The sequence below is a fragment of the Pseudomonas sp. AU11447 genome (genome assembly GCF_001672555.2).
Taxonomy (GTDB): domain Bacteria; phylum Pseudomonadota; class Gammaproteobacteria; order Pseudomonadales; family Pseudomonadaceae; genus Pseudomonas; species Pseudomonas nitroreducens.
In genome coordinates this window covers 257,645-284,312 of sequence record NZ_LZDG02000043.1, presented here as the reverse complement: position 1 = coordinate 284,312, position 26,668 = coordinate 257,645, and the positions used below count along the sequence as shown (strand labels likewise).

At 63.7% G+C, this 26,668-nt stretch carries 19 protein-coding genes; 8 read left to right on the top strand and 11 right to left on the bottom strand.

Annotated elements, in window-relative coordinates; genetic code table 11:
• Positions 1-9: 9 nt before the first annotated feature.
• The 5 genes from A6723_RS14735 to A6723_RS31775 all read right to left on the bottom strand — a co-directional run bounded on the left by A6723_RS14735 (position 10) and on the right by A6723_RS31775 (position 14,841).
• Complete coding sequence (locus tag A6723_RS14735) at positions 10-11,943, bottom strand: hemagglutinin repeat-containing protein (RefSeq protein ID WP_082450538.1); 11,934 nt, start codon at positions 11,941-11,943, stop codon at positions 10-12.
• 39 nt (positions 11,944-11,982) lie between these two features.
• Positions 11,983-13,659 (bottom strand): ShlB/FhaC/HecB family hemolysin secretion/activation protein, encoded by a 1,677-nt coding sequence (locus A6723_RS14730; RefSeq protein WP_175405552.1) that lies wholly within the window; start codon positions 13,657-13,659, stop codon positions 11,983-11,985.
• 274 nt (positions 13,660-13,933) lie between these two features.
• On the bottom strand, positions 13,934-14,140 hold the full coding sequence (locus A6723_RS14725; RefSeq protein WP_054907484.1) for a SlyX family protein: 207 nt from the start codon (positions 14,138-14,140) through the stop codon (positions 13,934-13,936).
• 3 nt (positions 14,141-14,143) lie between these two features.
• Entirely contained in the window at positions 14,144-14,569 is a 426-nt protein-coding gene (locus A6723_RS14720) for an HIT domain-containing protein (RefSeq protein WP_054907483.1), read from the bottom strand.
• A gap of 29 nt (positions 14,570-14,598) precedes the next feature.
• The gene (locus A6723_RS31775; RefSeq protein ID WP_054907482.1) at positions 14,599-14,841 is read right to left on the bottom strand and encodes a hypothetical protein; all 243 of its coding nucleotides are present in this window, start codon (positions 14,839-14,841) and stop codon (positions 14,599-14,601) included.
• A gap of 439 nt (positions 14,842-15,280) precedes the next feature.
• On the opposite strand from A6723_RS31775, the gene A6723_RS14715 reads away from it, so the two are divergent.
• Positions 15,281-16,639, top strand: coding sequence for an OprD family porin (locus A6723_RS14715; protein WP_054907481.1), 1,359 nt, complete (start codon positions 15,281-15,283; stop codon positions 16,637-16,639).
• Between the two features lie 84 nt (positions 16,640-16,723).
• Here A6723_RS14715 and A6723_RS14710 read toward each other — a convergent pair whose 3' ends face one another.
• The gene (locus A6723_RS14710) at positions 16,724-17,086 is read right to left on the bottom strand and encodes a PaaI family thioesterase (protein WP_139092991.1); all 363 of its coding nucleotides are present in this window, start codon (positions 17,084-17,086) and stop codon (positions 16,724-16,726) included.
• A 156-nt stretch (positions 17,087-17,242) separates the two neighbouring features.
• Here A6723_RS14710 and A6723_RS14705 point away from each other — a divergent pair, with 156 nt between their 5' ends.
• Both A6723_RS14705 and A6723_RS14700 read left to right on the top strand, forming a co-directional pair.
• Positions 17,243-18,958 carry a proline--tRNA ligase gene (locus tag A6723_RS14705; RefSeq protein WP_054907479.1) on the top strand — a complete coding sequence of 572 codons (1,716 nt, stop codon included), beginning with the start codon at positions 17,243-17,245 and terminating at the stop codon, positions 18,956-18,958.
• A gap of 8 nt (positions 18,959-18,966) precedes the next feature.
• The gene (locus tag A6723_RS14700) at positions 18,967-19,923 is read left to right on the top strand and encodes a hypothetical protein (RefSeq protein WP_024764550.1); all 957 of its coding nucleotides are present in this window, start codon (positions 18,967-18,969) and stop codon (positions 19,921-19,923) included.
• Positions 19,924-19,926: 3 nt separating this feature from the next.
• Here A6723_RS14700 and A6723_RS14695 read toward each other — a convergent pair whose 3' ends face one another.
• Together A6723_RS14695 and A6723_RS14690 are read right to left on the bottom strand one after the other, a co-directional pair.
• Complete coding sequence (locus A6723_RS14695) at positions 19,927-20,202, bottom strand: acylphosphatase (RefSeq protein ID WP_024764551.1); 276 nt, start codon at positions 20,200-20,202, stop codon at positions 19,927-19,929.
• Positions 20,202-20,672: a TlpA disulfide reductase family protein gene (locus tag A6723_RS14690; RefSeq protein ID WP_054907478.1), complete on the bottom strand. Its 471-nt coding sequence runs from the start codon at positions 20,670-20,672 to the stop codon at positions 20,202-20,204. The genes A6723_RS14695 and A6723_RS14690 overlap by 1 nt, the downstream gene beginning before the upstream one ends.
• Before the next feature lie 30 nt (positions 20,673-20,702).
• On the opposite strand from A6723_RS14690, the gene A6723_RS14685 reads away from it, so the two are divergent.
• Positions 20,703-22,112, top strand: a complete 1,410-nt coding sequence (locus tag A6723_RS14685) for a PilZ domain-containing protein (RefSeq protein WP_054907477.1) — start codon at positions 20,703-20,705, stop codon at positions 22,110-22,112.
• A gap of 185 nt (positions 22,113-22,297) precedes the next feature.
• Positions 22,298-22,693, top strand: coding sequence for a hypothetical protein (locus A6723_RS14680; protein ID WP_054907494.1), 396 nt, complete (start codon positions 22,298-22,300; stop codon positions 22,691-22,693).
• A gap of 4 nt (positions 22,694-22,697) precedes the next feature.
• Here A6723_RS14680 and A6723_RS14675 read toward each other — a convergent pair whose 3' ends face one another.
• A complete protein-coding gene (locus A6723_RS14675) occupies positions 22,698-22,892 on the bottom strand; it encodes a hypothetical protein (RefSeq protein ID WP_054907476.1) in 195 nt (64 codons plus the stop codon).
• A 157-nt stretch (positions 22,893-23,049) separates the two neighbouring features.
• On the bottom strand, positions 23,050-24,279 hold the full coding sequence (locus A6723_RS14670) for a YihY family inner membrane protein (protein ID WP_054907475.1): 1,230 nt from the start codon (positions 24,277-24,279) through the stop codon (positions 23,050-23,052).
• Positions 24,280-24,404: 125 nt separating this feature from the next.
• On the opposite strand from A6723_RS14670, the gene arsC reads away from it, so the two are divergent.
• From arsC to A6723_RS14655, 3 genes are read left to right on the top strand one after another with little or no spacing between them, the layout of a single operon-like run.
• The gene (gene arsC, locus A6723_RS14665; protein ID WP_054907474.1) at positions 24,405-24,758 is read left to right on the top strand and encodes an arsenate reductase (glutaredoxin); all 354 of its coding nucleotides are present in this window, start codon (positions 24,405-24,407) and stop codon (positions 24,756-24,758) included.
• Positions 24,755-25,351, top strand: a complete 597-nt coding sequence (wrbA, locus tag A6723_RS14660; protein ID WP_054907473.1) for an NAD(P)H:quinone oxidoreductase — start codon at positions 24,755-24,757, stop codon at positions 25,349-25,351. Before arsC ends, wrbA begins: the two co-directional genes overlap by 4 nt.
• On the top strand, positions 25,352-25,801 hold the full coding sequence (locus tag A6723_RS14655; RefSeq protein WP_054907472.1) for a DUF2069 domain-containing protein: 450 nt from the start codon (positions 25,352-25,354) through the stop codon (positions 25,799-25,801).
• A gap of 24 nt (positions 25,802-25,825) precedes the next feature.
• On the opposite strand, the gene hda is transcribed toward A6723_RS14655, so the two are convergent.
• Complete coding sequence (gene hda / locus A6723_RS14650) at positions 25,826-26,530, bottom strand: DnaA regulatory inactivator Hda (RefSeq protein WP_024764559.1); 705 nt, start codon at positions 26,528-26,530, stop codon at positions 25,826-25,828.
• Positions 26,531-26,668 lie beyond the last annotated feature (138 nt).

Genomic DNA, 26,668 nt, shown 5'->3' with positions numbered 1-26,668 from the left:
AAACATCACCTACATCTTTGGATAAACGGTTGTTTTGGGGCTAATATACCCTTCAACCCTTACGCCACTGGGTGTAATTCCTGTCCATTTATTTCCTATCACCCTTTTATTTTGGAATGCAGCGTCTACCTCGACTTTTATTCTATCAACACTCCAAGACTTAGGAAACATCGTAGAGACCCCCCCATTATTTGTTTTTGGCAAAAAACCTCCTGGACTGTTTGGATCCGCCACCTCAATTTTCGCACTATACACACCAAATTTATTTGGCATAGACTCGGTCCCTGGGATAACCCTAACATCTCCAGTAACCGTCGAGTGCCCACCGACAACGTTGCCATTTGGCTTTACTTCCGCACGAACTATATGGCCATCGAAGTCAATTGGCGAGTTGACTTTAGAGACTAATCCGCTCGCGGCAATGTTTCTCTCCGACTCAACCAGCCCGGCGAGATTACCACCTGCCTTAGGCTTCAACCCATCTGAGGTTTCTACATATATTCCTCCATCGGAGGAAATCACCTCTGTACTACCTGTTTTTTTATTTATGACCCGTCTGTAGCCATCTGGAAGTTCCGCTGTTTCAGCAAATCTAGCTCCCGTAGAGGGCCCATCACGATAACCTTCGGGGAGTTTCGACGGGCCTGTCTTCAAGCCAGATATTATCTTGCCCGCAGCTGCGCCTCCTACGCCCCCTAGAATCAGGCCCGCCATCAAAGAGCCACCACCAAGTCGCCATGCCCCCAATTCGTCGTTGGGATTTAGCTCTTTACCCTCAATTCCCTCGGCAATCTCCTTACCCAACCTAGCCTGCAGTTGTGCAGCAAGTTCTCCGGCGGCCTGCCCAAGCGATGTCTGACCAAGCGTTTTTTGCGCAGCCAACATCAACAGCCCCTTCGGCCCTTGCGCTGCTGCCAGCACAATCTCAACGGCTTGAGCCTGTTCGGGATTTTCCTGGATATATTTGTAGATATCGGATGCGCGATCTAAGGCGAGTTTCTTATTGGTGATCGCAGGCAGCTTTACCTTAATATCCTTATCTGCAAGACCTTGCTGGGCCTGAGTTATTAACTCTGGATTGGTCTTATATATTTCCTCGATAGCAAGTAGGTTTCGTAGGATTTCAGCCTGAAACTGCGGATCTGCCAGTTGAGCTTTAGCTTCATTCACAGTACGACCAGAGGCGAGCAAAGCCTGGAAAGCCTGATCGGCGATTTCCGATCCCCCGTTGGCAACAGCCCCCTGCGGAATAGGTTGTCCCGTGAGCTTTTCCAATGCGTACAAACTGGTGTTAATTGCTACGTTAACTCGGTCAAAGTTTGCTTTTGCCTGCTCGTCGTAATTGAGCAACGCATCTGTCCACTCGTGCACCGTTTCAACAGGATGCGCCACAGCCTCCAGCGAAGACCCACTGGCATAGATGTCCGTCCGCTCTTCGTGGTCCTTGGTGACCTCATAGGCCTTATCCACATCGCGGTTCAGTCCCGCCGTGGAGTCGGTGCCGCTCTGCGCGTCGCCGCGCACGGTGATCTCGCCCTCGCCGACGGTGGCACGGACGATCTGTTGGCGGTCTTTCTCGTAGTCGTAGCCGCTGATGCTCCAGCCGGATTCGCCGGGCTTGCCCTTGCCGACCTGCGAGTCGTCCTGGAGGGCAAGTTCCTTGCCGCCACCGGCCTTGGTGCTGCCACCGACGTTGACGTAGTAGCTGTGCTCCTTGTCCTTGCCGGCGATGTCGCTGTAGCCGAGGGTTTCGGTGTCGAGCTTGAGGTTGCCGCGATCAGAGGCAATCAGCGCACCGTCGAGCTGGGTGTGTTTCTCGGTGCGGATGTCCACTTTGTCGGCGGCGGTGATGCTGGTCTGCCGTTCGACCCAGTTGGTGCTGCCGGTGGTCTTGCCGACGCCCACCGAGCCGCTGACGCCTGCGCCGGGGCCGATGGTGGCGGTCACGCTGAGGTCGAACTGCCGGCCGCTGGCGCTGCCGGTATCGGGTACGGAGGCGACGGTGAGGTCACGGCCTACCCGGCCGATAACGTCTTCGCCACGCAGCGCTGCCCCGGCGATGGTGGTGTCCCGGCCGCTGATGAATGCAAGCTGATCGCCGGCCTGCAAGTTGGCCTGCTGCTGCTTGGCGCCATCCCGGTCGAGCTTGCCTTTGCCGACATCCACGCTGGCATAGACGCCCACGCCTTCGTTGCTGAACGTGAAGCCGACCTCGCCGCCGCCGCTCTGACGGTTGCTGTCGCTGCTGGAGTCGTTCTGGGCTGCGCGGATGGTCAGGTCGTTGCCAGCCGAGAGGGTCATGTCCCGTCCGGCCGTGGCCTGGGTGCCCGTCATGGTCAGGTCGTTGCGCGCGTCGATCAGCAGATCGCGCCCTGCCGCCAGTTGGGCGGAAGAGGACGTGCCCTGGGTTCCCTGATCGTCGATCGTGCCACTGCTGCCGCCGACGCCGACCTTGATACCACCTGTAGTGCCGCCATTGATGCCCCCCTGGCTGCGCTTCTGCTGGCTCTCGGTGACGTTGCTGCCGCGCGCAACATCGATGGTCACGTTGTTGCCGGCCAGTGCGATATCGCGGCCTGAGTGGATGGAGCCACCCTGCACGAGCAGATCGTTGCCGGCCACCATCGTGACGTCGCGCCCGGCATCCAGGTTCGAACCACGATTGCCCTGGATTATCTGGGTACTGCTCGACGATTCCTTGGCACTGCCGATATGGCCGGCCCCCGTGGGACCATTGAAGAACTGGCCAATGCTGTCGACGGCCTTGAGGCTGCTGGAGCCCTTGCTGACGTTGTTGTCGCCCTTGCCGGCGCCCTGGATGGCATCGAGGGTGTCGCCATAGTTGTGGCTGATCTTCCCTGAGACGCCATTGCGTTCGACACTGTGGGTGCTGGCCGAGGTGCTCAACTCCGGCATGGCAGCGACGGCGATGTTCCTGCCCGCTTGAAGCGTAATGTCCCGGCCGGCGTCGACATCCGAGCCCAGAATATTGATGTCACGCTTGGCGACGATGCTGGCGTCATTGCCCGCGCTAATCGCACTTTCGGCAGCCAACTGGCTGGTCTGCTTGTTGGTATCGCGGACCTTCTCCTCACCGGCGAAGGTACTGAACCCATTGCGGTCGCTGTCCTGGGTTATACCGATGGTCTTGCGCTTGGACCAGTTGCTGCTTTCCGCGCTGTCTGCGGCCGCGAGAATATTCACGTCGCGGCCGGCGTTCAGGTTGGCGTTACGACCGGCGTCCACGCGGCTACCCACGAGGTCGATATCGCGTGCTGCGTTGAGGTTGGCATCACGACCGGCAATGACCTGACTGCCTACGCTGGTGGTGGTGGTTCCTTTGCTGCCTTGCTGCTTGTTCTCACCCAGCGTTATTTCGTTCTTTATGAAAGGCAGGCCGACGGTAAGCGAGTCCCCGATGCTGGGGAGGCTGAACTTTTTGCGGTACTCCTCTGAGTGGCTGTAGCTGGATTCGGTGGCGGACTCCAGGCGGATGTCGCCAGTGGCGTCGATCAACCCGGCGCGCAGGTCGGCATCCTGCCCGGCACGTGCAGTGCTGCCCTGCAGGACGATGTCCTTGCCGGCGACGACCACCAGATCGTTTCCGGCATTCAGCTCGCTCCCCACCTGGGTGGTGCTGGTTTTCAGCTGGCTTTCGCCTTTCTTGGACAGTCCAGCGAAGCCGGATTTCGTCTTGCTGCTGCTGGCTCCGTGCTCTTCACTGCCGGACAGCAGTGCAACGTTGCCCTGACCACCGACCAGCAGGTCATGGCCGGCGCTGAGCTGGCTGCCCACGACAGTGACGTCGCGCCCGCCATTCAGGCTGACTGCGCCGCTGGCGCTCTGGCTGACGTTGACGGTGAGATCGCCACCGGCCTGGATCACTGACGCGACGTTGGTGTCGGCATAGCTCTCGGAGGTCTTGGTCTTGCTCTTACCAAACGACCCTTCCTTCTTCTTGTACAGGTAGGCGTACTGCTCGTTCTGCGCGGCGACGATGGCGACGTCACGCTCGGCATCCAGGGCCACGTTTCCGCCGCCCTTGACCTGGCTGCCGATAACGCCCAGGTCCTGCCCCGCATAGAGAGATATATCGCTACCGGCGGTGAGGACGGTGGATTGCTGCTCGACCAGATCGTTCTTGCTCTTGGTCTTGCGGGTGTTGCTATAGCTATGGCTCTCATCCGCCGCCGAAGCGAGGGTCACATCGCGTCCGGCGCTCAGCGCCGCGTCACGCGCGGCGTCGAGGCGGCTGGCGACGGCGTTGAGGTCGCGCCCGGCGCTGATGTCGAGGTCACGCCCGGCGCTGGCTTCGGCGCCCAGCTGGGTGGTGGTTTCGCTGTAGTAGCGGCGGCCGTTGAGCTGGCCGTTGGTGACTTCCACCGAGGCAATGTTGACGTCGCGGTCGGCGCCGATGAACAGGTCGCCACGGCTCTGCAGCACGCCACCGAGGTTGCTGACGTCGCGACCGGCGCTGATGTCGAGGCTGTTGGCGGCCTCGATGCGCGCGGCGCTGTCGGCGAAGCTGGTGGTCCAGGTGCGGTTGGCACTCTGGGCGCTGTCGATGCGGGTGACGCTGCGTTCGTTGATCACATCGCCGGTGAGCGCGGTGAGGCTGACGTCGCGCCCGGCGATGATGCCGCCGGCGGCGTTGCGGATGCTGTCGTCGGCGAGCAGGTCGAGGCGGTTGCCGGCCTGGATCAACCCGCTGTTGCTCAGGTTGCCGGCACTGGCGCTGAGGTTGTTGCTGGCACGCAGGGTGCCGGCATTGTTGAGGTCGCCGCCGCTGATGAGGCTGACGTCCTGGCCCTGGATCAGCGCGCCGGTGGGGCCGAGGCGGTTTTCGGCCTGGGCGAGGTAGAGCACCGGGACGAGGACCTTCTCGCCATTCACTTCGGCTTCTTCAAGCCAGACGATGTCGTGGGTCAGGGCCGCGACCTGTTCAGCGGAGAGGCCGACGCCGACGGAGAGCTGCAGGCTGTCCTTGTAGGCGATGGCGTTGTCCATCAGGTAGCGGAACAGGGCTTCGTCGCTGGCCATGCCGTCGATGAAGCGCTGGCCGGTGCGCGCGGCCACAGCCTGCTGAATCAGTCGCTGCTCGTAGAGGCCGTCGCCGAGGCGCTTCTGTGACTTGTCCGGGTCATAGCCGAGTTGGCCAAGCAGGTAGTCGGAGCTGAGGAAGCTTTTCAGGCTGGTCAGCTCGGGGTTGGTTTCGATCAGGTATTTGTGGCTGTTGCTCGGCGTGGCGCTGCTGGGCAGACCCTGCACGCGCGGAATGTCGAAGCCGGGCTGGGCGTTGGCGGCCGCCGCGCCGCCGCTCACGGCCACACTGTCTGCCCCGCTGGCGCTGCCGCCCTGTGCCTGTTCACGTTGGGCGGCATCGAGGTTCTGGCCGTTGAAGCCAAGCTCACCGACGCCCTGCACGTTGCCGGCGCTGCCGCCGCTGCCTTCCTGGCCGCTCAGGCGGAACAGCCCGTTGCTGCCAGTAGGCAGGCTGAAGCCCGGCAGGGTGATGGGGTTGACCTGCTGCTGAGCGAGGTCGGGCGGCAGTTGCGAGTTGATCGGCACCACGGTGGCGACCGGGCTGGCGCCAATGGCGGTGTCGCCGGTCTTCTGGCCCGGATTGACGAAGGTGTAGTTGTTGCGGATGACGCTGTTGTTGATCTCGCTGGTGGCGGTGATGCTGACGTTGCCGGCAGCCTGGATGATGCCGGCGTAGCTCTGGTCGCCGTTGTTGAGCTGGGTGGTGGAGCCGTACTGCGGGTATTCCTTCTCGGTACGGGCGATGAAGTGGCTGAGGGCGGTGGCCAGACCAGCCGGGTCGTTGACGTAGTTGGGGCTGTCGATCCAGTACTGGTCGGTGAAGGCCTTGGCCTCGTTGCTGCGGCTGGCGTGGTCGCGAGTACGCTCGGAGCGCAGCACGCGCAGGGTTTCGGTTTCGCCGGTGACGACACCTTCGTTGCTCAGGCTGGCAACGTTTGCATAGAGGTTCTGCCCGGCGCTGATGACGCTGCTGGCGTTGTTGATCGAGTCGCCCAGCAGGTTGAGGTTGCCGCCAGCGCTGATGGAAGCCGCCGCGCTGGCCTGGAGCACTTCGAGCTTGTCGCGCTCGGTGACTTCCCAGACCTGGTTTTCCTTGCCGCCGCTGCAGTCGGCGTTGTTATCGTTGAAGTACTTGTAGCAGCTGACTTCGATGATCTGCGCGGTGTATTTGCCTGCGTTATTGACCACGAGCACGACGCGCTGATTGTTCAGCGCGCCGACGTTCAGGCGCATGTCGCCCTGGCTCTCCAGGGTGGCAGAGAGGTTGTCCAGGCGAGCGGCACGGCCGCCGCTGTCGTCGCCGGCGAAATCGAGGGTGCCGAGGCTGTAGATGTTGGCGAAGCGGTTGGTGAGGTTTTGCGCGCGCAGCAGCATGTCGCCGCCGCTGAAGATCAGCGCACCGTTCTGCTCGCCATCGTTGCGCAGGTTCCAGGCGCTGAGGCGAACGTCGCCGGCGCCGCCCAGGGTGCCGTAGTTGTCGAGAGTGCCGGCGCTGGCGATGAGATCACCGCCAGCCGTAATGCGACCTCGGTTGCTGAGGGTGTTGGCATTCAGGGTGACGCCCTGGCCGCCGGCGAGGCTGCCAGTCAAGTCGATGACGTTGGCACCGAGGGTGAAACCGCCCACGCTGGAGGCGCGGCCAGCGCCTGCGTAAGTACCGCCGAGCTGGACGTCGAGGCTGCCATCACTGGCGATCAGGCCGCTGTTGGTCCAGTCGCCACCGCGACCGATCAGGCTCTGCGCGGCTAGCAACTGACCGTAGAGGCCCTGGTTGAGCTGGCCGATGGTCAGGTTCAGGTTGCGCGCCTGGATGACAGCGTTGTTGGTCCAGTTGTCGGCCTGATAGGTCAGGCTGCCATTGGAGGTGAAGTTGCCGCCGGCCTGACCGGCCTGGGCGAGGTCAATGCCGAAGGTGCCGGTGCCGACATGCAGCACGTTGCCGCCACCGTTCTGCAGGGCGCCGGTCTGCAGGATCAGGTCCTGGGTGGCGCTCTCGATGCGGCCGAGGTTGTTGTTGAACAGGCCGCCGCTGGTGATCTTCATCTGCGTCGGGCTGGCCGCGAGTAGCAGGCTGCCGGGCGCCTGACCGAGTGCGCGGATGGAGCCCAGCACGTTGTTGATGCTGGCCGCACCGAGGGTCAGGTTGCCGCTGCTTTCGATCAGGCCGAACTGGTTGTTCAGCGCGCCAGTGAGGCTGGCGTCGACTCTGCCGGCGCCGATCTTGCCGCCCTGGCCGAGGGCCGCGCCGTCGTTAAGCAGCTGGTTGCCGCGCAGGTAGAGCAGGCCGCCGGCATACAGGCCGCCGCCCTGGTTGTTCAGGTCGCTGGTGCTGATGCGGTTGTCACCGCTGACCGCCGAGAGGTGGCCGGTGCGGTTGTCGATGCCGCCGGTGGCGGTGATGTCGAGGCCCTTCGCCTGGGTGGTGCCGGCGTTGTTGCTGAAGGTGCCGGTGACCAGCTTGAGGCTGCCGTCTGCAGCGTTGAGAACGCCGCCGTTGCTGTTGTCGAGGCTGGCGCTGCCCAGGTCGAGCTGGCCGCTCTGGCTGATAATGTGGCCGCTTTGGTTAGCAATCGCGCCGGTGGTCGTGAGGGTGGTGTCGCCCTGGCCCTGCAGGGTGCCGGCGCTGTTGTCGATGCGGCTGGCGCTGGCGTTGAGCTGGCCAGTCTTGGCGAAGATCAGGCCGTCCTGGCCGTTGAGCAGTTCACCGGTGAGTGTCAGGGTCAGGTCGGTTTGCGCGGCCACGGTGCCGCCGGCGCTGTTGTCGAAGCTGCCGGCGAGGACCTTGAGCAAGCCCTGGCTGGCGAGTTGGCCGCCACGGTTCTGCAGGCTGCCGACATTCAGGTTGAGCGGGCCGCCGCTGGCGATCTTCGAGCCGGCGCCGTTGTTCAGCAGCGCGCCGAGCAGGCCGAGACGCAGGGCGCCCTGGCTGACCAGGCTGCCGCCGCTGTTGTCGAGGCCGCTGGCGTCATAGTCGACGCTGGCGGCGCTGATCTGTCCGCCACCGTTGTTGATGGCCTTGGCGCTGCCGGTCAGGCTGCCCTGGGTGCTGAGCAGGCCGGCGGCGCTGTTGTCCAGATCGCCGGTGAGGGTCAGGCCGAGGTCGCCCTGGGTGGAGACGATGCCGCCAGCATTATTAAGGCTGCCGGCGTCGAGGCTGAGTTTGCCCTTGCTGACCAGCGCACCCTGGTCGTGGTTGTCGAGGGCGCCGCTGAGGGTCAGAGCCAGTGCGCCGTCGCGGCTGGAGACAGTGCCGCCGCTGCTGTTGTCCAGGCTGGCGGCATTGACTGCCAGGCCCTGCCAGCCGGAGAGCAGGCCCTGGTTGGCGTTGCGCAGGGTGTTGGCGTTCAGGTCGAGCTGGCCGGCGCTGATGATGCGGCCCTGGTCGCGGTTGTCGAGGGTGCCGCTGGCGGTCAGGGCGAAGCCCTGGCTGGCGGAGATTTCCCCGCCGCGGTTGTCGAGGCTGCCCAGGCCGTTGATTGCCAGGAGGCCACCTGCGCTGAGCAGGCCGCCACGGTTGTCGAAGTCGCCGCGCTGGGCGCCGTTGCCCAGGTCGAGCGTGACCTTGCCTTCGCCGATCAGTGCCGCCTGCTGCTGGATGAGCTGGGCGACGATCAGGTGCAGATCGCCCTTGGCGGAGATTTCCCCGCCGCCGGTGGATTCGAGCTTGCCGCCGCGCAGGGTCAGCTCGCCCTGGCTGGTGATCAGGCCGCCGGACTTGCCGGTGGCGCTGGCGCCGTTGAGGACGTTGCCAGCGCCGAGGTCGAGGCCCTGAGCGCCGCTGATGACGCCGTCGCGGTTATCGAGGGCGGCCGTGGTGCCGTCGAGGCGCCCTTGAGCGAGCAGGCGACCGTCGCGATTGTCGGTGGTGCCGGTGGCCAGCAGCAGGTTGCCGCTGGCGGAAAGCAGGCCGCCCTGGTTGTTCAGGCTGGCGCTGCCGACATCGAGTTGGCCACCCGCGACCAGTGCGCCGTCGCCGTGGTTGTCCAGCGCGCCCTGGCTACGCAGCAGCAGGTCGCCACGGCTGGCAAGGGTGCCGCCCTGGCTGTTGTCGAGGCTGGCGGCGTTGACGGTAAGGCCGTTGTTGCCAGACAGCACGCCGGCGCCGCTGTTGTTGAGCGCGCCCGTGGTGAGGGTCAGGCGATCGCTGGAGATCAGCTTGCCACCCTGGTTGAGCAAGGCGCCGGTGGTCAGGGTGAAGGCGCGGTCGCTGGAGATTTCGCCGCCCCGGTTGTCGAGGCTGGCGACGTTGCGCAGGACCAGTTGGCCGGGGCTGCCGAGCAGGCCGCCGGCGTTGTTCAGGGCGCCGCCCTGCAAGTCGAGGTCGATGCCACCCTGGCCAATCAGTTGGCCGCCACCGTGCTGGTCGAGGCCAGTGACACGACCATCGATGACGCCGCGCGCGGACAGGCTGCCGCCCTGGCTGTTGTCCAATTGGGCGGTGGCGAGATGGATCGCGGCGTCGGTGACGATGCGGCCTTTCTGGCTGTTGTCGAACCGGGCGCCTTGAAGGCTGATGTCACCCGCTGCGCTGAGGATGCCGCCGGCGTTGTTCAGGTCGGCTCCGGCGAGGTCGATGGTCGCGTCGCTGAGCAGCTTGCCGCCCTGGTTGTTCAGGGCGCCGGCCAGGCGCGAGAACAGTTGGCCAGCGCTGGAGACAGTGCCGGCGCGGTTGTCGAGGCTGCCGGCGTTGAGGGTCAGGGTCTCCTGGCTGAGCAGCGCGCCGTTGCCGCTGTTATCGAGGGCGCCGGCCAGTTGCAGCCAGAGATTCTTCTGGCTGTTGAGCAGGCCGCCCTGGCTGTTGTCCAGGCTCTGCCCGGTGACAGTCAGGCCGTCGCGGCCGGACAGGGTGCCGGCCCGGTTGGCGATGCGTTGTACCTTCAGGTTGAGGCCGGCGTCGCCGATGACCTTGCCGGCTCCGTTTTCCAGGCTAGCTGCCTGCACGTCGACCTTGGCGCGGCTGGAGATTTCGCCGCCCTGGTTGAGCACGTCGGTACCCTTGAGGGTCACTCCGTTGTTGGCGGCAATGAGGCCGCCGTTACGGTTGTCGAGCTGCCCGGCTTCGAGGTTCAGCGCGCCCTGGGCGAGCAGTTCACCACCCTGCTGGCTGAAGCGGTCGGCCTTGGCCTGCAGGTCGCCCTTGGCGCTGACGCTGCCTTTATCGTTGTCCACCTGGCCGGCGGTCAGATACAGCGCCGCGCCACTGTCGAGGGCGCCGCCCTGGCTGTTGTCCAGCTGGCCGACGTCGAGTTTCAGCTCGCCCAGGCTGCTGATAACGCCCAGCGCGCCGTTGTTCAGGCTGGCGCCGGAAACGGTCACGCCGGCATCGCCGACCACCAGTCCTCCCCGGTTGTCGAGGGTACCGGCCTGCACACCGAGCGCGCCCTTGGCCGAAAGCAGGCCGTCGGCCTGGTTGTCGAGCTTCTGCTGGACGCGGGCTTGCAGGGTGCCATTGCTGACGAGGTTGCCCTTGCCGCTGTTGTCGAGGCTGTCGAGGGTGAAGTCCAGCGCTTGTTCGGCTTCGATCCGGCCGAGGCGGTTGTCCAGCGCGCCACCGCTGACTTGCAGGCGATTGGCGACGGCCTGGCCGTTGCGGTTGTCCAGGCGCGCAGCGCTGAGCGTCAGTTGATTGCCGGCGAGCAGGCGCCCCTGACGGTTGTCCAGGGTCGCGGCGGTGAGCCGGGTGTCGGCGCCCTTGAATGCGCCGCCCTGATTGTCCAGCGTGCCGCTGGCGTTGGCTTCGAGGTTGCGGCTGGCCACCACGCTGCCGCTGTTGCGCAGGTTCTGCGCGGTGATCGCCACGTCGCCCTGGGCGTTGCGGCTGTTGTCCGGATTGACGCCGGCTTCGACGATGCCGCTGTTGCTGACCCGCGCGGCACTGAGCGCCACGCGCTGGCCGGCAGCCAGGCTCTGGCTATTGCTCAGTTGGCCGGTCGCGCTCAACTCGGCGACGCCAGCCGCATAGGTCTGGCCGTTGAGAGCGATGTCACTGGCCTTGGCGCGCAGGCTGCCAGCAGCGCTGGTTTGCGCGAGTGACAACTGACCATTGGCATCGATCTGGATATCGCCACCGCTGGCGGCCATGTTGCCGGCCAGCTTCACACCCACGCCCTGCTCGGTGCCTACGAGGCGAATGGCGCCGGCGTACATGCCACCCAATGCGGAGCTGTCGATGGCCAGTTGCGGCTTGGCGCTGCCGTCGTCGGCCTTGGCGGTGGCGGCCAGGCTTTCGGCGTCCACCTGGTTGCGCCCGGTCACCACCGCGAGCTGCTTGGCGTAAAGGTCGGCGTTGAGCTTGGTGCTGCGGGTGATCAGTTCGAACCGGTCGATATTACTGGCATTCAGGCCGGCGCCTTCGATGGCGATCTCGCCGCCATCAACGTCATAGCCGCGCAGGCGCTCGCCGTCCATCAGCGGCTTGCCGGTGGTCAGCGTGGCGCGCGGGGTATTGATGAATCCGCAGCCGTTGCAAGTAACGCCATGTGGATTACTGACGATCACATGGGCCGCTTGCCCCGCTACTTCCGTGTAGCCACGCAATTGCGAGGAATTCGCCCCGGTGACTTCGTTGAGAATCTTCTGCGCGGCGCCACCCTTGAGGTTCGGGTTGCCGACGATGATTCCACCCAGTTGGGTTGCCTGGGTCTTGCCGGTGGCGTTGTTGAGGATCAGGCCGTTCTGCCCGACGTTGTAGTCGGTAAATTTATTGTGCGAGAGCCCCGCGCCATTGGGCGTGGCGATGTTCACCACCGGCACGCCGTTGCCTGCTGCACCCAGGTGGGTATTGCCCCCCGCCGCCGCATCCACTGCCAGCTCGGCCGCAGCCGCGACGATGGGATTGAGGATCAGGATGCCGGCGAGGACGCTGGCAATGGCCTGGTACAACGGGTGGCGGATGTCCATGTGGGAATCTCCCAAGTACTAGCTAAAGAGCGGAGCGGTTCAGAAGAAGAGGTCGACGCGGAAATAAACCGGGTGTTCGCGTCGTTCGATGATGTCGGGGCGCTCCAGCGAGCGCGCCAAGGTGACGGAGGCGGCGGCGTATTGCCCGCGCGCGCTGAGCTCCACCCCCTGACCGCTCAGGCGCCCGCTGACACCGGTGTTGTACCGGTCGTGGCGAATGGCGCCGAAGTCATAGGCGTAGGCCACACCGTACTCCTGCACCCAGGGCAACAGCGGTTCCCAGGTCACGGCACGGCGCCAACGCAGCTGGTTGCGCCAGTAGTAGCCGGAATCGCCGGAGAGGGTCTGGTCCTTGAACCCGCGGACCGAGCTGAGCCCGCCCAGGCTGATGCGCTGGGGGCTATAGAGGGCGTCTTCGCTACGTTGGCCGGTGGCGAGGCTTTCGAAACTGAAGGCTTGTTCCCAAAGCGTGAACGGCTGCAAATAGCTCAGGGTCAGGCTGTATTTGTTGTAGCGGGCGGTGGGGTTGCCGTGGGGAGCGTCGTGATCGTCGTCCTGTGCGCCGAAGGCACCGATGCCGCGCTGCCAGCCGATGTCGGCGTTGACGAAGGCACTGCCGATGCGCCGGCCATGGTTGAAGCCGACACGGCCTTCGCTAAGGTGGGTGCTGGAGTCTTCGAGCAGGGTGTCCTCAACATAGTTGCGCGTGCGCTGATGGCTAAGCCCGAGGTTCACCGCGGTCTTGCTCACGTCGTCACGATGCAGCACGCGCTCAGCACCCAACTGGTGGGTTTCGTTATCGCCGTCGTACTTGAAAGCGAACCCGGTGCCCTGGTTAAGGGTGCGGTAGTAATTGCGGCTGTAGTTGTAGTTGAAGGTCCACCAGCCATACGGGACGCTGTACCACAGGCTCTGGTTGTCGGAGTGCTTCCAGTGGTCACTGACGACGTCCTCGCCGAAGCGCAGACCGAACTGGTCGGCCAGGCCCAGCGGGCTGTCCCAGTCCAGGCCGAGGCCGGCCTGCTGTTCACCAGAGCTGGAGTCGCCGTTATTGTCGCGGCTGGCGGAGACGCGCCAGGGCTTGCTGCGCTCACCCTTGAGCTGCACCCGGCTGCCGCCGACCTCCTGGCCCGGCACCAACTCCATCTGCGCTTGGCGTGAGGGCAGTCGGTTGATCTGGTCGACCAGTTGCTCCAGCTCGCGCAGATTCAGGACGTCGCCGGTGGCACCGGGAAAGGTCATGGCCAGTTCGCGATCACTGGCCAGCTCCGACTGGTCGAAACCTTCGAAGCGGCCTTCAACCACGATGACCTTCAGCTCGCCGCTGGAAAGATCCTGCTGCGGCAAGTAAGCGCGGGTAGTGACGAAACCTCGGGAGAGGTAATGGTCGGTGATGCCCTTGAGCAGCTCATTGAGCTGATTCACCCCCACGCATTGGTCGCGATAGGGGGCCAGCAGCGCTTCACGCGAACGCGCGTCGAGGTGCTCGGCGCCTTCGAGGGTAATGTTGCGTATGGTGAAGCAACGAGTGTCCGGCGCCGTGGTCGGCGGCGCCTCGCTGGGCGCCTTGCCAGGGAGCTGCTGGAGCTCCTCCAGGCGCTTCTGCTGCTCACGCAGGAGTTGCTCCTGGCGTTGACGCTGGAGGTCGTTGTCACCCGGTGTGGGCAGTGGTGCAGCAAAGCTTGCCGAAGCACAGCAGAATGCCAGGGCCGGCATCCAGCCACGGTAGAGAACACGCATCCTTACGATCCCTGTCTTCTGGCCACACGGCCAGTCCATCCCAAAAGACGGATTGGATCATATTTGATACATGATGCCCTTAGGCCATTATCCCGATGAAATGTAGGTTGTTTCCCATTTTCCGGGAGACATTCCGCACAAGTAGCATTTGCCTGTGCGTCCGATTGTCACGGTTTCGGCACGAGCAGCAATTGCCGGGAGAAGGCTTCGCGCACACCAGGATTCCCTTTTAATACCGGGCGCTTACTGCTCAGTAATGGGGAGGAGGCGCATCGTCTTCCGAGACGCCAACCTGCCCCTGCAAGTCTTCCAGGCGCTTGAGCAATGCTTGCATCTGCAGGCGCAGGCGCTCGATCACCCGCTCCTGCTCATAGACCACATCGCTCATTGTCTGTAGCGCATCATCCTGGAAGGCCAGCCGGCTCTCCAGATCGGCCATCCGTTTTTCCAGATCCATCACTTACTCCTGGCTGAAGCGAAAACCATCGCCCAGCACCATGCGCAACTTCTCGCGTATGCGAGCCAGCTCTTCTTCTTTATAAGGCACAGCCGGGTGCTTGCCCCAAACCGGGCCCGGCCAGGCGGCATCGCTCGTCTTGCGCACAATGACGTGCACGTGCAGTTGACTGACGACGTTGCCCAGGTTGGCGACGTTCATCTTGTCCGCATCGAAAGTGTCCTTGAGCACTTCGGCCAGTTGGGTCGCCTCGCGCCAAAGCTGCTGCTGGTCAGCGACGTCCAGCTGGAATATTTCGCTGACATCCTCGCGGCGCGGCACCAGGATGAACCAGGGGTACTGTGAGTCATTCATCAGCAGCAGGCTGCTCAGTGGGAAATCCCCCAGTGCAACGGTGTCCTGCTGGAGACGGGAATCCAGGGCGAACATAAGACTTCTCCTGCTCGACGAGCCTTGTTTTAGCCTAGCTCCGCGAAGGAGCCGAAGGGCGCGAAGAATACTAGAGAGCCGTTGCGGCGAACATGCTCAGGCGCAGCCCCATCCCGGAGCAAGCTGGCCAGGGCCTTGCCCCAGGATCGGGCATGACGCGAATTGGCATATCCCGACAACAGGCGCGTGCAGGAAACCACACGGCAATCCCGCCCATCAGCGCTGAAAAATCGTTTAAACAGCGGGATCTGCGGGATGTCGGAAAACGACATCGGCGCGCTTCCATGTTGCAAATCCCCAACAGAAGCCGTGAAATGCGCCAACACGTCGCAAGACGCGCACTGTGAAAGCGGCTCCGGGCATTTGTGCACGGTTGTTGCTAGAGGCAAGGACATCGCTCCGACGGCCACCCCTTTCAGAATGTGGACGCGAAAGCGTGAGAAAGCATGAAGTGGTTGAGGGAGAATAAAACCACAAGACTGAAGCAACATTGGAGCAATGGGGGGACAACCTCTTTTTGCAACATCGAAACTGCTTGAATGCGACATGCTTCATGCAGCTTTGCGACAGTCCCGTAACGTTTCCGTGTGTTTATTTGGGCAACTATCGCCAACTGAACACGCGTGCTATAAGTTAGCGCCGACAAAAAGAATGAGCCGTCACCGCGGCACTGTGATGGCAGATAATTTCAAAACCAAAGGAGCAATCACAATGAAAGTGATGAAGTGGAGCGCCATCGCCCTGGCGGTTTCTGCAGGCAGCACACAACTGGCAATGGCCGAACCCTTCGTAGGTAATCAGGCTGACGCTAAAGGCTTTGTCGAAGACAGCAGCCTGAACTTCCTGGTTCGCAACTACTACTTCAATCGCGATCAGCGCAATGGCGGCGGTAACGTTGCCGACGCCTCCAAAGCCAGTGGCTACAAGAACGGCTACCGCGAAGAATGGACCCAGGGCTTCTGGGCCAACTACAACTCTGGCTTCACCCAGGGCACTGTAGGCTTCGGCGTTGACGCCTTCGGCTACCTCGGCCTGAAGCTGGATTCCGGCCGTGGCCGTACCGGCACCGAGAACCTGGCAATCAGCGACGACGGCACCCCGCAGGATTCCTTCGGCAAAGCTGGCGGCGCTATCAAGGTTCGCGTTTCCAAGACCGAGCTGAAAGCCGGTGACATGCAGCCGACCGCACCGGTATTCGCCGTAGGCGGCACCCGCCTGCTGCCCCAGACCGCTAGCGGCCTGGCCATCATGAGCAGCGAAATCGACGGCCTGGACGTCGAGGGCGGCCACTACTACTCCGGCACCAGCCAGAACGACACCAGCCACGACGGTGAAATCTGGGCCAACTACGCTGGCGTAACCGGCAAGACCGCAGACTTCGTTGGCGGCAAGTACGCCTTCTCCGACAACTTCAGCGCATCGCTGTACGGCGCCAAGCTGGAAGACGTCTGGAACCAGTACTACACCAACCTGAACTACACCCTGCCGATCGCCGACGACCAGTCCCTGGGCTTCGACTTCAACTACTACCGCACCAGCGATACCGGTTCGGCCAAAGCTGGCGACATCAGCAACAATGCCTTCTCGCTGGCAGCCGCCTACACCCTGAGCGCGCATACCTTCACCCTGGCCTTCCAGAAAGTGAATGGCGATACCCCGTTCGACTACATCGGTATCGGCGACAACAACAAGGGCGGCGACTCGATCTTCCTCGCCAACTCCGTTCAGTACTCCGACTTCAACGGCCCGGGCGAAAAATCCTGGCAGGCTCGTTACGACCTGAACATGAAAGAGTACGGTGTGCCTGGCCTGACCTTCATGGGCCGCTACATCAACGGTAAGGACATCGACGGCACCAAGGCTGTTGGCACCGCTTACGATGGCCTGTACGGCGAAGACGGCAAACACCACGAAACCAACCTGGAAGCCAAGTACGTGATTCAGGAAGGCGCCGCGAAGGACCTGTCCTTCCGCATTCGCCAAGCCTGGCACCGCGGCAACTCCGACCAGGGCGAAGGCGATGTGGACGAGTTCCGTCTGATCGTCGACTACCCGCTGTCCGTGATGTAATTCACGACGACGCGCTGGTATTAAAAAGCCCGGCTTCTGCCGGGCTTTTTTATTGCAACTTACCTACAACTTCGAACGTATCTGTTACATCGGTAAAACATAGGTCCCGGTCACATGGGCAACCAACTCCTCGGGATTGCTGACCGAATAGACAGATACCTCGCAAACCACCTGCCGACGCCCCAGCTTCAATATCTTGGCTTCCGCCAACAGGTCTTCCGGCTTGGGTTTGCTCAAGAAGTTGATATTGAGGTTGGAAGTAACAGCCATCTCGACGTTATCCAGTTGCGCCAGAATCACTGCGTACATCGCCGCATCCGCCAGTGACATGATGGTCGGCCCGGACACTGTACCCCCCGGACGCACCATCCGCCCGTGGAACGGAACCCGTACGAAGGCGCTGCGTCCTTCCAGTGCATCGATGCGCAGATCCATGTCGTCCGCCATGGGCAATCCCGCGCGAATGAACGCCTGTACCTGCGCCGCAGTTAAACGACTCACGCCACTCCTCCCTCTCCGTCCGCCGCGCCCTGTACGCAGCCAGACCTGCACCGTACAATGCCCAGCCTATATTCCCCTTCGCAACCGACAAAACGGCCAAAGATGCGTACCAGTCAGTACCTGCTGTCCACCCTGAAAGAAACCCCTTCCGATGCGGTCGTGATCAGCCATCAGCTGATGCTGCGCGCCGGCATGATCCGCAAGCTGGCGTCCGGTCTGTACACCTGGCTGCCAATGGGTCTGCGGGTGCTGCGCAAGGTGGAGACCATCGTTCGCGAAGAGATGAACGCCGCCGGTGCCCTGGAAGTGCTGATGCCGGCCATCCAGCCCGCCGAACTGTGGCAGGAATCCGGTCGCTGGCAGCAGTACGGCCCCGAGTTGCTGCGCCTGAAGGATCGCCATGACCGCGACTTCTGTGTCGGCCCGACGCACGAGGAAGTGATCACCGATCTGGCGCGCAACGAGCTGAACAGCTACAAGCAGCTGCCGATCAACATGTACCAGATCCAGACCAAGTTCCGTGACGAGATCCGTCCGCGCTTCGGCCTGATGCGTGGCCGCGAGTTCATCATGAAGGATGCCTACTCCTTCCACGCCAGCCAGGACTCGCTGCAGGCGACCTACGACGTCATGTACGGTGCGTACAGCAAGATCTTCACCCGCCTCGGCCTGGATTTCCGTGCCGTGCAGGCGGACAACGGCTCCATCGGCGGCAGTGGTTCCCACGAATTCCACGTACTGGCCGGCTCCGGTGAAGACGATATCGTCTTCGGCGAGTCCACCGACTACGCCGCCAACATCGAGAAGGCCGAGGCCCTGCCTCGCGAGACCGCTCGTGGCGCTGCCAGCGAAGAGCTGCGCCTGGTCGATACTCCCGAGACCAAGACCATCGCCGCCCTGGTGGAGAAGTTCGGCCTGCCGATCGAGAAAACCATCAAGACCCTGGTGGTGCACGCCGCCGAGGAAGGCAAGCTGATCGCCCTGATCGTCCGTGGCGACCACGAGCTCAACGAAATCAAGGCCGGCAACCACCCGCTGGTGGCCAGCCCCCTGCAGATGGCCAGCGAAGCGGACATCAAGGCCGCCATCGGCGCCGCGCCCGGCTCCCTCGGCCCGCTGAACCTGCCGCTGCCCTGCATCATCGACCGCTCCGTGGCACTGATGAGCGACTTCGCCGCCGGCGCCAACGTCGACGACAAGCACTACTTCGGCGTGAACTGGGAACGCGACCTGCCGGTACCGGAAGTCGCCGACCTGCGTAACGTCGTGGAAGGCGACCCGAGCCCGGACGGCAAGGGCACTCTGATCATCCGCCGCGGCATCGAAGTCGGCCACATCTTCCAGCTCGGCACCAAGTACAGCGAAGCCATGAAGCTTTCCGTACTGGGCGAGAACGGCAAGCCGGTCACCCTGATCATGGGCTGCTACGGCATCGGTGTATCCCGTGTGGTCGCCGCCGCCATCGAGCAGAACTACGACGACCGCGGCATCCTCTGGCCGGCCGCCCTGGCGCCCTTCCAGATCGCCATCGTGCCGATGAAGTACGAGAACGAGGCCGTGCACGCCGCCACTGACAAGCTCTACGCGGACCTCACCGCCGCTGGCTTCGAAGTGCTGCTGGACGACCGCGACAAGAAGACCAGCCCCGGCGTGAAGTTCGCCGACATGGAGCTGATCGGCATCCCGCACCGCATCGTGGTCAGCGAGCGCGGCCTGGACGAAGGCACCCTGGAGTACAAGGGTCGCCGTGACGCCGAGTCGCAGCCTGTCGCCCTGTCCGACCTGCAAGCTTTCATCACGGCCAAGATCGGCAACTGAGCAGAGCGATGTCCACCCGAAGTACCTCAAGCCTCGTGGCTGCCGCCCTGTGCGGCAGCCTTCTGCTGAGCGGCTGCGCCAACCAGCTGCCGCAACGCAGCGAGCATGAAGAGCGTGTCGAGCGCAAACTGCTCGACCACAGCCTGCAGATCGACGTGGGCACCCCGGGCACGCTGGAACTGCCGCAGCGCCGTATTCGCGTGCAGGAACAGAAGACCTTCGAAGTCACCGAGTTCGAGGTCACCCGCCGCTACGACCGCTACACGCCGTACCAGGGCTGGCGCAAGGTCTACGAAATGCCGTTGGGCGTCGTGGCCTTCGTTGGCGGTATCGGCGCCAACGTGGTCAACGTGTTCGCCCTGGGCAACCTGCCCGAGAGCGTCACCCGTGGCTGGATCCGCTACGGCATCGACGGCATGAATCCGTTCATGAACGTCGAGTCCAACGGCCGTGCCGAGCAGAACCTGGCCTCGATCGACGAGAAACAGCGCGACAAGCGCACCGAGTACTCCAGCCTGCCCTGGTCGGAGCGCCCGGTGACCGTCACCGCCGGCAAGAACTCCCAGGAGCTGCTCACCGACCGTCACGGCGTGCTGCGCCTGAACCTGCTGGAAGGCCCGTTCAGCGACGACGAGGTCAGCCGCATCGGCCGCCTGCAGTTCAGCGTCCAGGACCCTTCCGACGACACCCGCGCCGACGCCAGCCTGCTGGTCAGCCGCTCTCTGCGCGGCAAGCTGCAGGAAGCCCACGCGCTGATTTACGATGACCTGGAAGGTGACGATGTGCACCACTGGGTACACCGGGTGAAACGCCTCTCCGACCTGGGCCTGGAAGAGGAAGCCAGCGAACTGGAACAGAGCCTGATCGAGCTGACCCGCAACGATCCGGAGCTGCAGAAGGAGTTCCTCCACAGCCTGATGACCGACGCCGGTCGCCTGGCAGCGGACCCCGGCGTCAGCAACTGACGCCTAGCGGCGAACGATGAAGCCGGTGATGCCCTGGGGTGTCATCGGCTGCAGCTCCACCGCCGCTACCTTCGCCTTCACCGGTCCGCGGGCCAACCATTTCTCCAGCTCGCGCACCGCATCCTCCTCGCCTTCGACCAACAGCTCGACGCGCCCGTCTTCGAGGTTGCGTACCCAGCCGTCGATTTCCAGGCGCTCGGCCTGTTCCTGGGTGCTCTGGCGGTAATAAACACCCTGCACCTTGCCACTGATGTAGCCGTGCAGACAGATCCTGGCCATTACTGCTTCTCCTCACGCAACGCGCCAAGGCGCGCCAGCACGCCGGCGGCGGTCTGCTCGCCGAGCAACTGCTCGCGCAGCTTGCCCTCAGGGTCGACGATGTAGGTTACAGGCAAGGCTTCACTGCGCGGCAGACTGAACCGCGGCGCGGGGTCATCAGCCAGCACGGTGTATTGCACGCCCAGCGCCTGTGAAGCCTTTGCCAGGTCCGCATCGCGCAGCCCATCGAAGTTCACCCCCAGCACCCGGAAGCTCTTAGCCTTGCCCTCCTCTGCCAGGTGATTCAGCTCGGGAATCTCCTTGCGACAGGGCGCACACCACTCGGCCCAGTAATTGATAACTAGCCACTGGCCATCCACGCCGGCAGCGGGTACTTTCTGTCCATGCTGATCGGTGCCATAGTCCGCCGAGCAGCCGGCCAGGATCAGGCCGGCCATCAAGCCCATCACAATACGGAGCCGCACTCCCATGCCTTCAATCCTCGTGTATGCGGGGTGGTCATGATGCTCAATGCCCTGCGCCTGGAGGTGCCGGACATCCTCGAAGAAGACACCGAGGCAATGAGCAACCTGGCGGCTGGGCTCCAGGAATCGCGGCAGCAGCCCCTGCAGGAAGGTTTGCAGAAGGCCCTGGGCACGCTGTTCCGCCTCAACCGATGCGCGCTGACCTTACTGGAAAGGCAGCGCGCCCTGCAAAGCCTCAGCGAAGAATACCGGCATTACGAACGGCTGATCCGCCAGGAAAAGACGCCGCCGGCGTTGTTCGTGCACTTCTGCAGCGAACTGGCCGCCGGCTTCAAGCGCCTGTTGCTGCAGATCCTGCACGGCCACAAGCCTTCGCGGCCGCACATGGCCTGGTGCTTGTACATGGCCCAGCATTTCCTCGCCCAGGCCCTGCTGCGCCATTACCAGCAATACCAGCAGCCGCCCGGCAGCCTCTGGCGCGACAGCCACCTGCTTTACTGGATCGGCGAGCATCAGGAGTGCCTGGACGAGCCGGTTGCCGCCGCTTTCGACCCGGTGCCCGCAGGCACCTTGCGCGGGCTGTACCAGCAGATCCTGCTGCTGGCCCTGAGCAACCCGTTCCACCTGACCGAAGGGGAAGCCCCGCAACTGTTCAGCGCGCTGGCACCGCTGGCTGCTCTCGGTCGACTCCTGCCCTGGGACGATGAGGAACAGGAAGGCTTCGTGGTCGACCTGGGCTCCGATCAACCTTGCCTGGCTGCAGAGCAGGCAAGCGATGCCCCGAAGGAGCAACTGCGCCGCCTGGAACTGGGCGCCCTGCTGATCGCCCTGCACGATCCCGCGCCGCTGCGTCGACTGGAGCAAGGCGCACTGCTGGACCGCGTCCGCCACCACTGGCTGGGCCACCAGACCCGCCGCCATGAACGTGCAGAACAAACCGGCAACTGCCGCGTGGTAGTCGGCCTCCCAGCCATCCAGCAGCACCTGCTGGACAGCTCAGCCAGCCCCTGCCGGGAAGCCACGCTGATGGATGCCAGCGCGGGCGGCGCGCGCATTCTCTGTTCCGGCCAGCAGGCCGGGCAGCTCCCGGTCGGCCAACTCCTGCTGATCCCCAGCAATGGCGGCACTCCCACCCTGGCCGTGGTGCGCTGGCGACACCTCAACAGTGACGGGCTGCACCTGGGCCTGCGTTACCTCAAAGGGCTTCCCCGCCCGGTCTGGCTGCGCCGTGCACCTGACGCGCAGCGTCACCCCGGCGTACTGCAGAGCACTCCGGAACCGGGCAACGGCTGGTATCACGGGCTCTGGGTCGCCCAGGGGCAATTCGTCGAAGGCGAGAACCTCTGGCTGCAACTGGCCAGCTTCGACAACCAGACCATCCTGCCCCTGCCGGCAGCCAACCTCAGCACGCCACTGGTAGCTCGGCACCCGCTACGCCTGGCCTGATTGTCGATTTTGGGAGAGATGTCACAGGCAAGATCGGCAGTAGGCCCGATATGCCAGGCATCTGCCTCCTTATAATTCGAACGTTCGTTCTGACTCTCGGGACGATTCTCGCTCGCCGATAACTCAGCGGCCTTCAGAATGCGACTGGCGCCATGCACGCCAGCCTCCAGCGACAGGACAGCCAGATGCAGCCTACAGACCAGCTTGTCAGCAAGGTTCCCAGCCATATTGTCGCCAGCGCCCGGCCGGCCAATGCGGCGAATGGAGGACGGCTGGCCGACTTCAATGTCGCGGTCTGGCTGCATCTGCCTGGCGTGGCGGACCTGCCGGTGACGCTGTTGCTCAGCTACCGCGATGGGGAGCGCAGTCGGGAAGTGGTAATCGACCATGGCACGGTCAATAAACAGAGTCGCATCCTGCTCTCGGGTGTGGCTCGACTGCCGTTTTCCCTGCGGATCGAGGATGCACAGATCAAGCTTCGCGCGGCCATTCCCTTGTCTCGGGTGATTGCCGAGGAAGTCTTCATGCAGGCGGTGGAGCAGCAGGCAGGCGCCGCGCGTCCAGTAGCCACCAGCCTCTGAAGAATCAGCCCAGCTGCCGCACCAGGGTTTCATCCGACGGCTCGGCCGCAACGGTCTCGGCGCTGTCGTGCGTGACGGACGGCAGGAGCGACTCAGGCCAGCTGCTGAATTGCAGACCAGTGATTCGATTCAACCGCTCCAGGGCGCTCGTCAGATCGCGCTGATGCAGGTGCACTACGTTGTTCTGGTCTTTTTTCATGGATTCGCTGGCCTTGGAGGAACTTCTGAAGGACTCCTATGTCCTGAAACCTCCATAGCCAGAACTGTGCCAATTCTGAAATAGCGAGAATTGGCGCATTTCTGAAGTGGTACAAAGCCGCGACAGAATCAGATTCGCCGCAAACTGACGTTTTGCGTCACTCGGAATGTGACGGCTTCAACCATTTCGCCAGGCTATCGCCGAACAGCTCCTGCCGGTCGGCCTGATAGCGCGCCAGCGTTTCCCGCAAGTGCGGGTACCACGGCTCATCCAGAGTCGCCGGCAAGGCCTCCAGGCACGGCAATGGCCAGGGGCTGCGGTTGAGCAGGTGGTGCAGGCTGTAGCTGCCCAGGTCGCGGCACAGCACCCAGGCCGCGGTGGTCGAACCGGCACGGCAGACCAGTTGCTCGCCCTCCAGGAAATCCAGCACCTCTTCCCACTCGTCTTCCGGCAACAACCAGCCCGCCCGATGCAGATGCGCCAGACGCGTCGGCAAGCCATGGCGCTGGCGGTCGAAGAACACCCGCAGTACGCCGAGGATCACCAGCAGGCGCGGCATCGCGCGTCGACGCCAGAGACGGGTCGACGACAGGTTGCAGACCAGTTCCGCACCGAATAGCACGATCAGCCACGACAGGTAGATCCACAGCAGGAACAGCGGCACCGTGGCGAAGGCGCCGTAGATCAGCTTGTAGCCGGGGAAGAAACTCACATAGAAGCCGAACAGCGACTTCGCCGCTTCGAACAGGATCGAGGTGAACACCCCACCGGCCAGTGCGTGCAGGAACGGCACCCGAGCGTTGGGTACCGCCGCATAGATCAGGGTGAAGGCCGCCACGCTGGCCAGCAGCGGCATGAACTTCAGCAGCATCGCCGCGCCCGGCAGCGCGTGGGGGCCGGAGAGCAGCGACAGCGAGGTGATGTAGGTGGACACGGCGAAACCGGTCCCCAGCAGCAACGGGCCCAGGCTGAGGATCGCCCAGTACAGCAGGAAGCGCGTTACGCCCCGACGCGGCTGACGTACACGCCAGATGGCGTTGAAGGCCTTCTCGATTGTCACCAGCATGGTGAACGCAGTCACCGCCAGGAAGGCCACGCCCAGCCAGGTCAGGTGGCGCGCCTGCACGGTGAAGTTGCGCAGGTAGGCTTCCACCGCCTCGCCGGTAGAGGGCACGAAGTTGCGGAACACGAACAGCTGGATGCGCTCGCCCATGCCCTCGAAGGCCGGTACGGCCGAGAGCATGGCGAAGGTCACCGTCATCATCGGGACGACCGCGAACAGCGTGGTGTAGGTCAGGGCCGCGGCGCTGTTGGGCGCCTTGTCGGCCAGGAAGCGCTGGACCAGATAACGGCCGAATTCGACCAGGCCCTGCAAGCGTTCGTGCATGAAGTGTCCTTTGGCTGCACTGAAAAAACCGTCCTCGTAGATCGCGGCGAACGACAGCGGTTCAGTCCAGTCCGAGGAGGCGGTTAGAATAGCCGCCACTTCATCGGCCTTGCGAGTCCCGGCACATGAGCCAGATTTCACTTTTTCATAATCCGCGCTGCTCCAAATCCCGCGGCGCCCTCGAACTGCTCGAGGAACGCGGCATCCAGCCCGAGATCATCCGCTACCTGGAAACTCCGCCCAGCGCGGCCGAACTCAAGGCACTGCTCGGTAAGCTGGGCATCGGCGCACGCCAACTGCTGCGCACCGGCGAGGACGAATACAAGGAGCTGAACCTGGCCAACCCGGCACTGGGCGACGACCAACTGATAGAGGCGATGGCCAGCCATCCCAAGCTGATCGAGCGGCCGATCCTCATCGTCGGCGACAAGGCGGTGATCGGCCGCCCGCCGGAGAAGGTGCTGGAGATCCTGCCTTGAGCGCGCCTTACGTCCTCGTCCTCTACTACAGCCGCCACGGCGCCACCGCCGAAATGGCCCGGCAGATTGCCCGCGGCGTCGAGGCCGGCGGCCTGGAAGCGCGCGTACGCACAGTGCCGGCGGTGTCCACCGAGTGCGAAGCCGTCGCCCCGGACATTCCGGCAGAAGGCGCGCTCTACGCCACCCTGGATGACCTGAAGGGTTGCTCCGGCCTGGTCCTCGGCAGTCCGACCCGCTTCGGCAACATGGCCGCGTCGCTCAAGTACTTCCTCGACGGCACCAGCAGCCTCTGGCTGACCGGTGGCCTGGTAGGCAAGCCGGCGGCAGTCTTCACCTCGACCGCCAGCCTGCATGGCGGCCAGGAAACCACCCAGCTGTCGATGCTGCTACCACTGCTGCACCACGGCATGATCGTCACCGGCATTCCCTACAGCGAGCCCGCCCTGCTGGAAACCCGCGGCGGCGGCACGCCCTACGGCGCCAGCCATTTCGCCGGCGCCGATGGCAAGCGCAGCCTGGACGAACACGAGATCACCCTGTGCCGCGCGCTCGGAAAGCGTCTGGCCGAAGTTGCCCGCAAACTGGAGAGTTGAATGGCCCGCAAGAACAAACCGCTGCCGTCCATGGACTGGCTCAAACCCCGGCTGGCCGCCAGCCGCGCGGTCGCCCTCGGCAGCTTCATCGGGCTGATCCTGCTCATCGTCATCTGGGACCTGCTGTTCGCCGACGCCCACGGCGGCGCGCGCTGGGTACCCTGGGTGTTCCTAGGCTTCAAGCTGCTGCCGCTGCTGGTGGTAGCGCCGGGCATCCTGATCGGCAGCGCCCGCGGCCATGCCTGGGCGTGCTACGTGATCAACCTGTACTTCATCCTCGGCGTGCTGAATGCCTTCGATCCCAACCACGCCATCTTCGGCTGGGCGGAGATCATCCTCAGCGTGTCGCTGTTCTGCTCGGCGCTGATGTACACGCGCTGGCGCTTCCAGTACGACCGCAAGCTAGCCGGTGAAGGCCAGGAACCGCAGCAGGAAGCGACGAGCGCCTGATAAGGGAGTCAGGGAAACCGGGGCTTACCAGCCCATGGTTTCCTTGAGGAAGGGAATGGTCAGCTTGCGCTGCGCCTGCAGCGAGGCCTTGTCCAGCTCGTCCAGCAGGTCGAAGAGGAACTGCATGCTGCGCGCGCCGCGGGTGAGGATGAAGCGCCCCACTTCGTCGGTCAGGTGCAGGCCACGGCGCGAGGCGCGCAGCTGAAGGGCGCGCAGCTTCTCGTCGTCGGTCAGCGGGTGCAGCTGGAAGATCAGCGAAAGCGTCAGGCGGGATTTCAGGTCCGGCAGCTTCACCCCCAACTCGCGCGGCGACACCGAGGCCGACAGCAGCAGCTTGCGGCCGGAATCGCGCAGGCGGTTGAACAGGTGGAACAGCGCCTCTTCCCATTCGCGCTTGCCGGCCAGGGCGTCGAGATCGTCCAGGCACACCAGCTCGCGCTGTTCGAGGTTGTCGAAGATTTCCGGACCGTAGGCCACCAGATCGGCCATTGGCAGGTAGACAGACGGCTCGCCCAGTTGCTCGGAGCGAATGCAGGCGGCCTGCAGCAGGTGGCTGCGGCCCACGCCTTCGGCGCCCCAGAGATAGATCAGGCTTTCCGTCCACCCCGCCTCGGGCTCGCACAGACGCTCGACATAGCCGAGCGCCGCGGCGTTGGCACCGGGGTAGTAGTTGGCGAACGTTGCGTCATCGCGCAGACGTACGCTGAGTGGGAGCTGCATAGGAGTCATGCCGGGCCGGGCGTTTCTTCAATCGCTTGGGGTGGGCCTTGGTGACTGAAAGTTTATCCAAATCAGAAGGATAACGCAGCTACCACGTGCGACTCAGAGCCACCGGCGCCGGGAAGCGGGACTTTGCCCGCCTCCGCA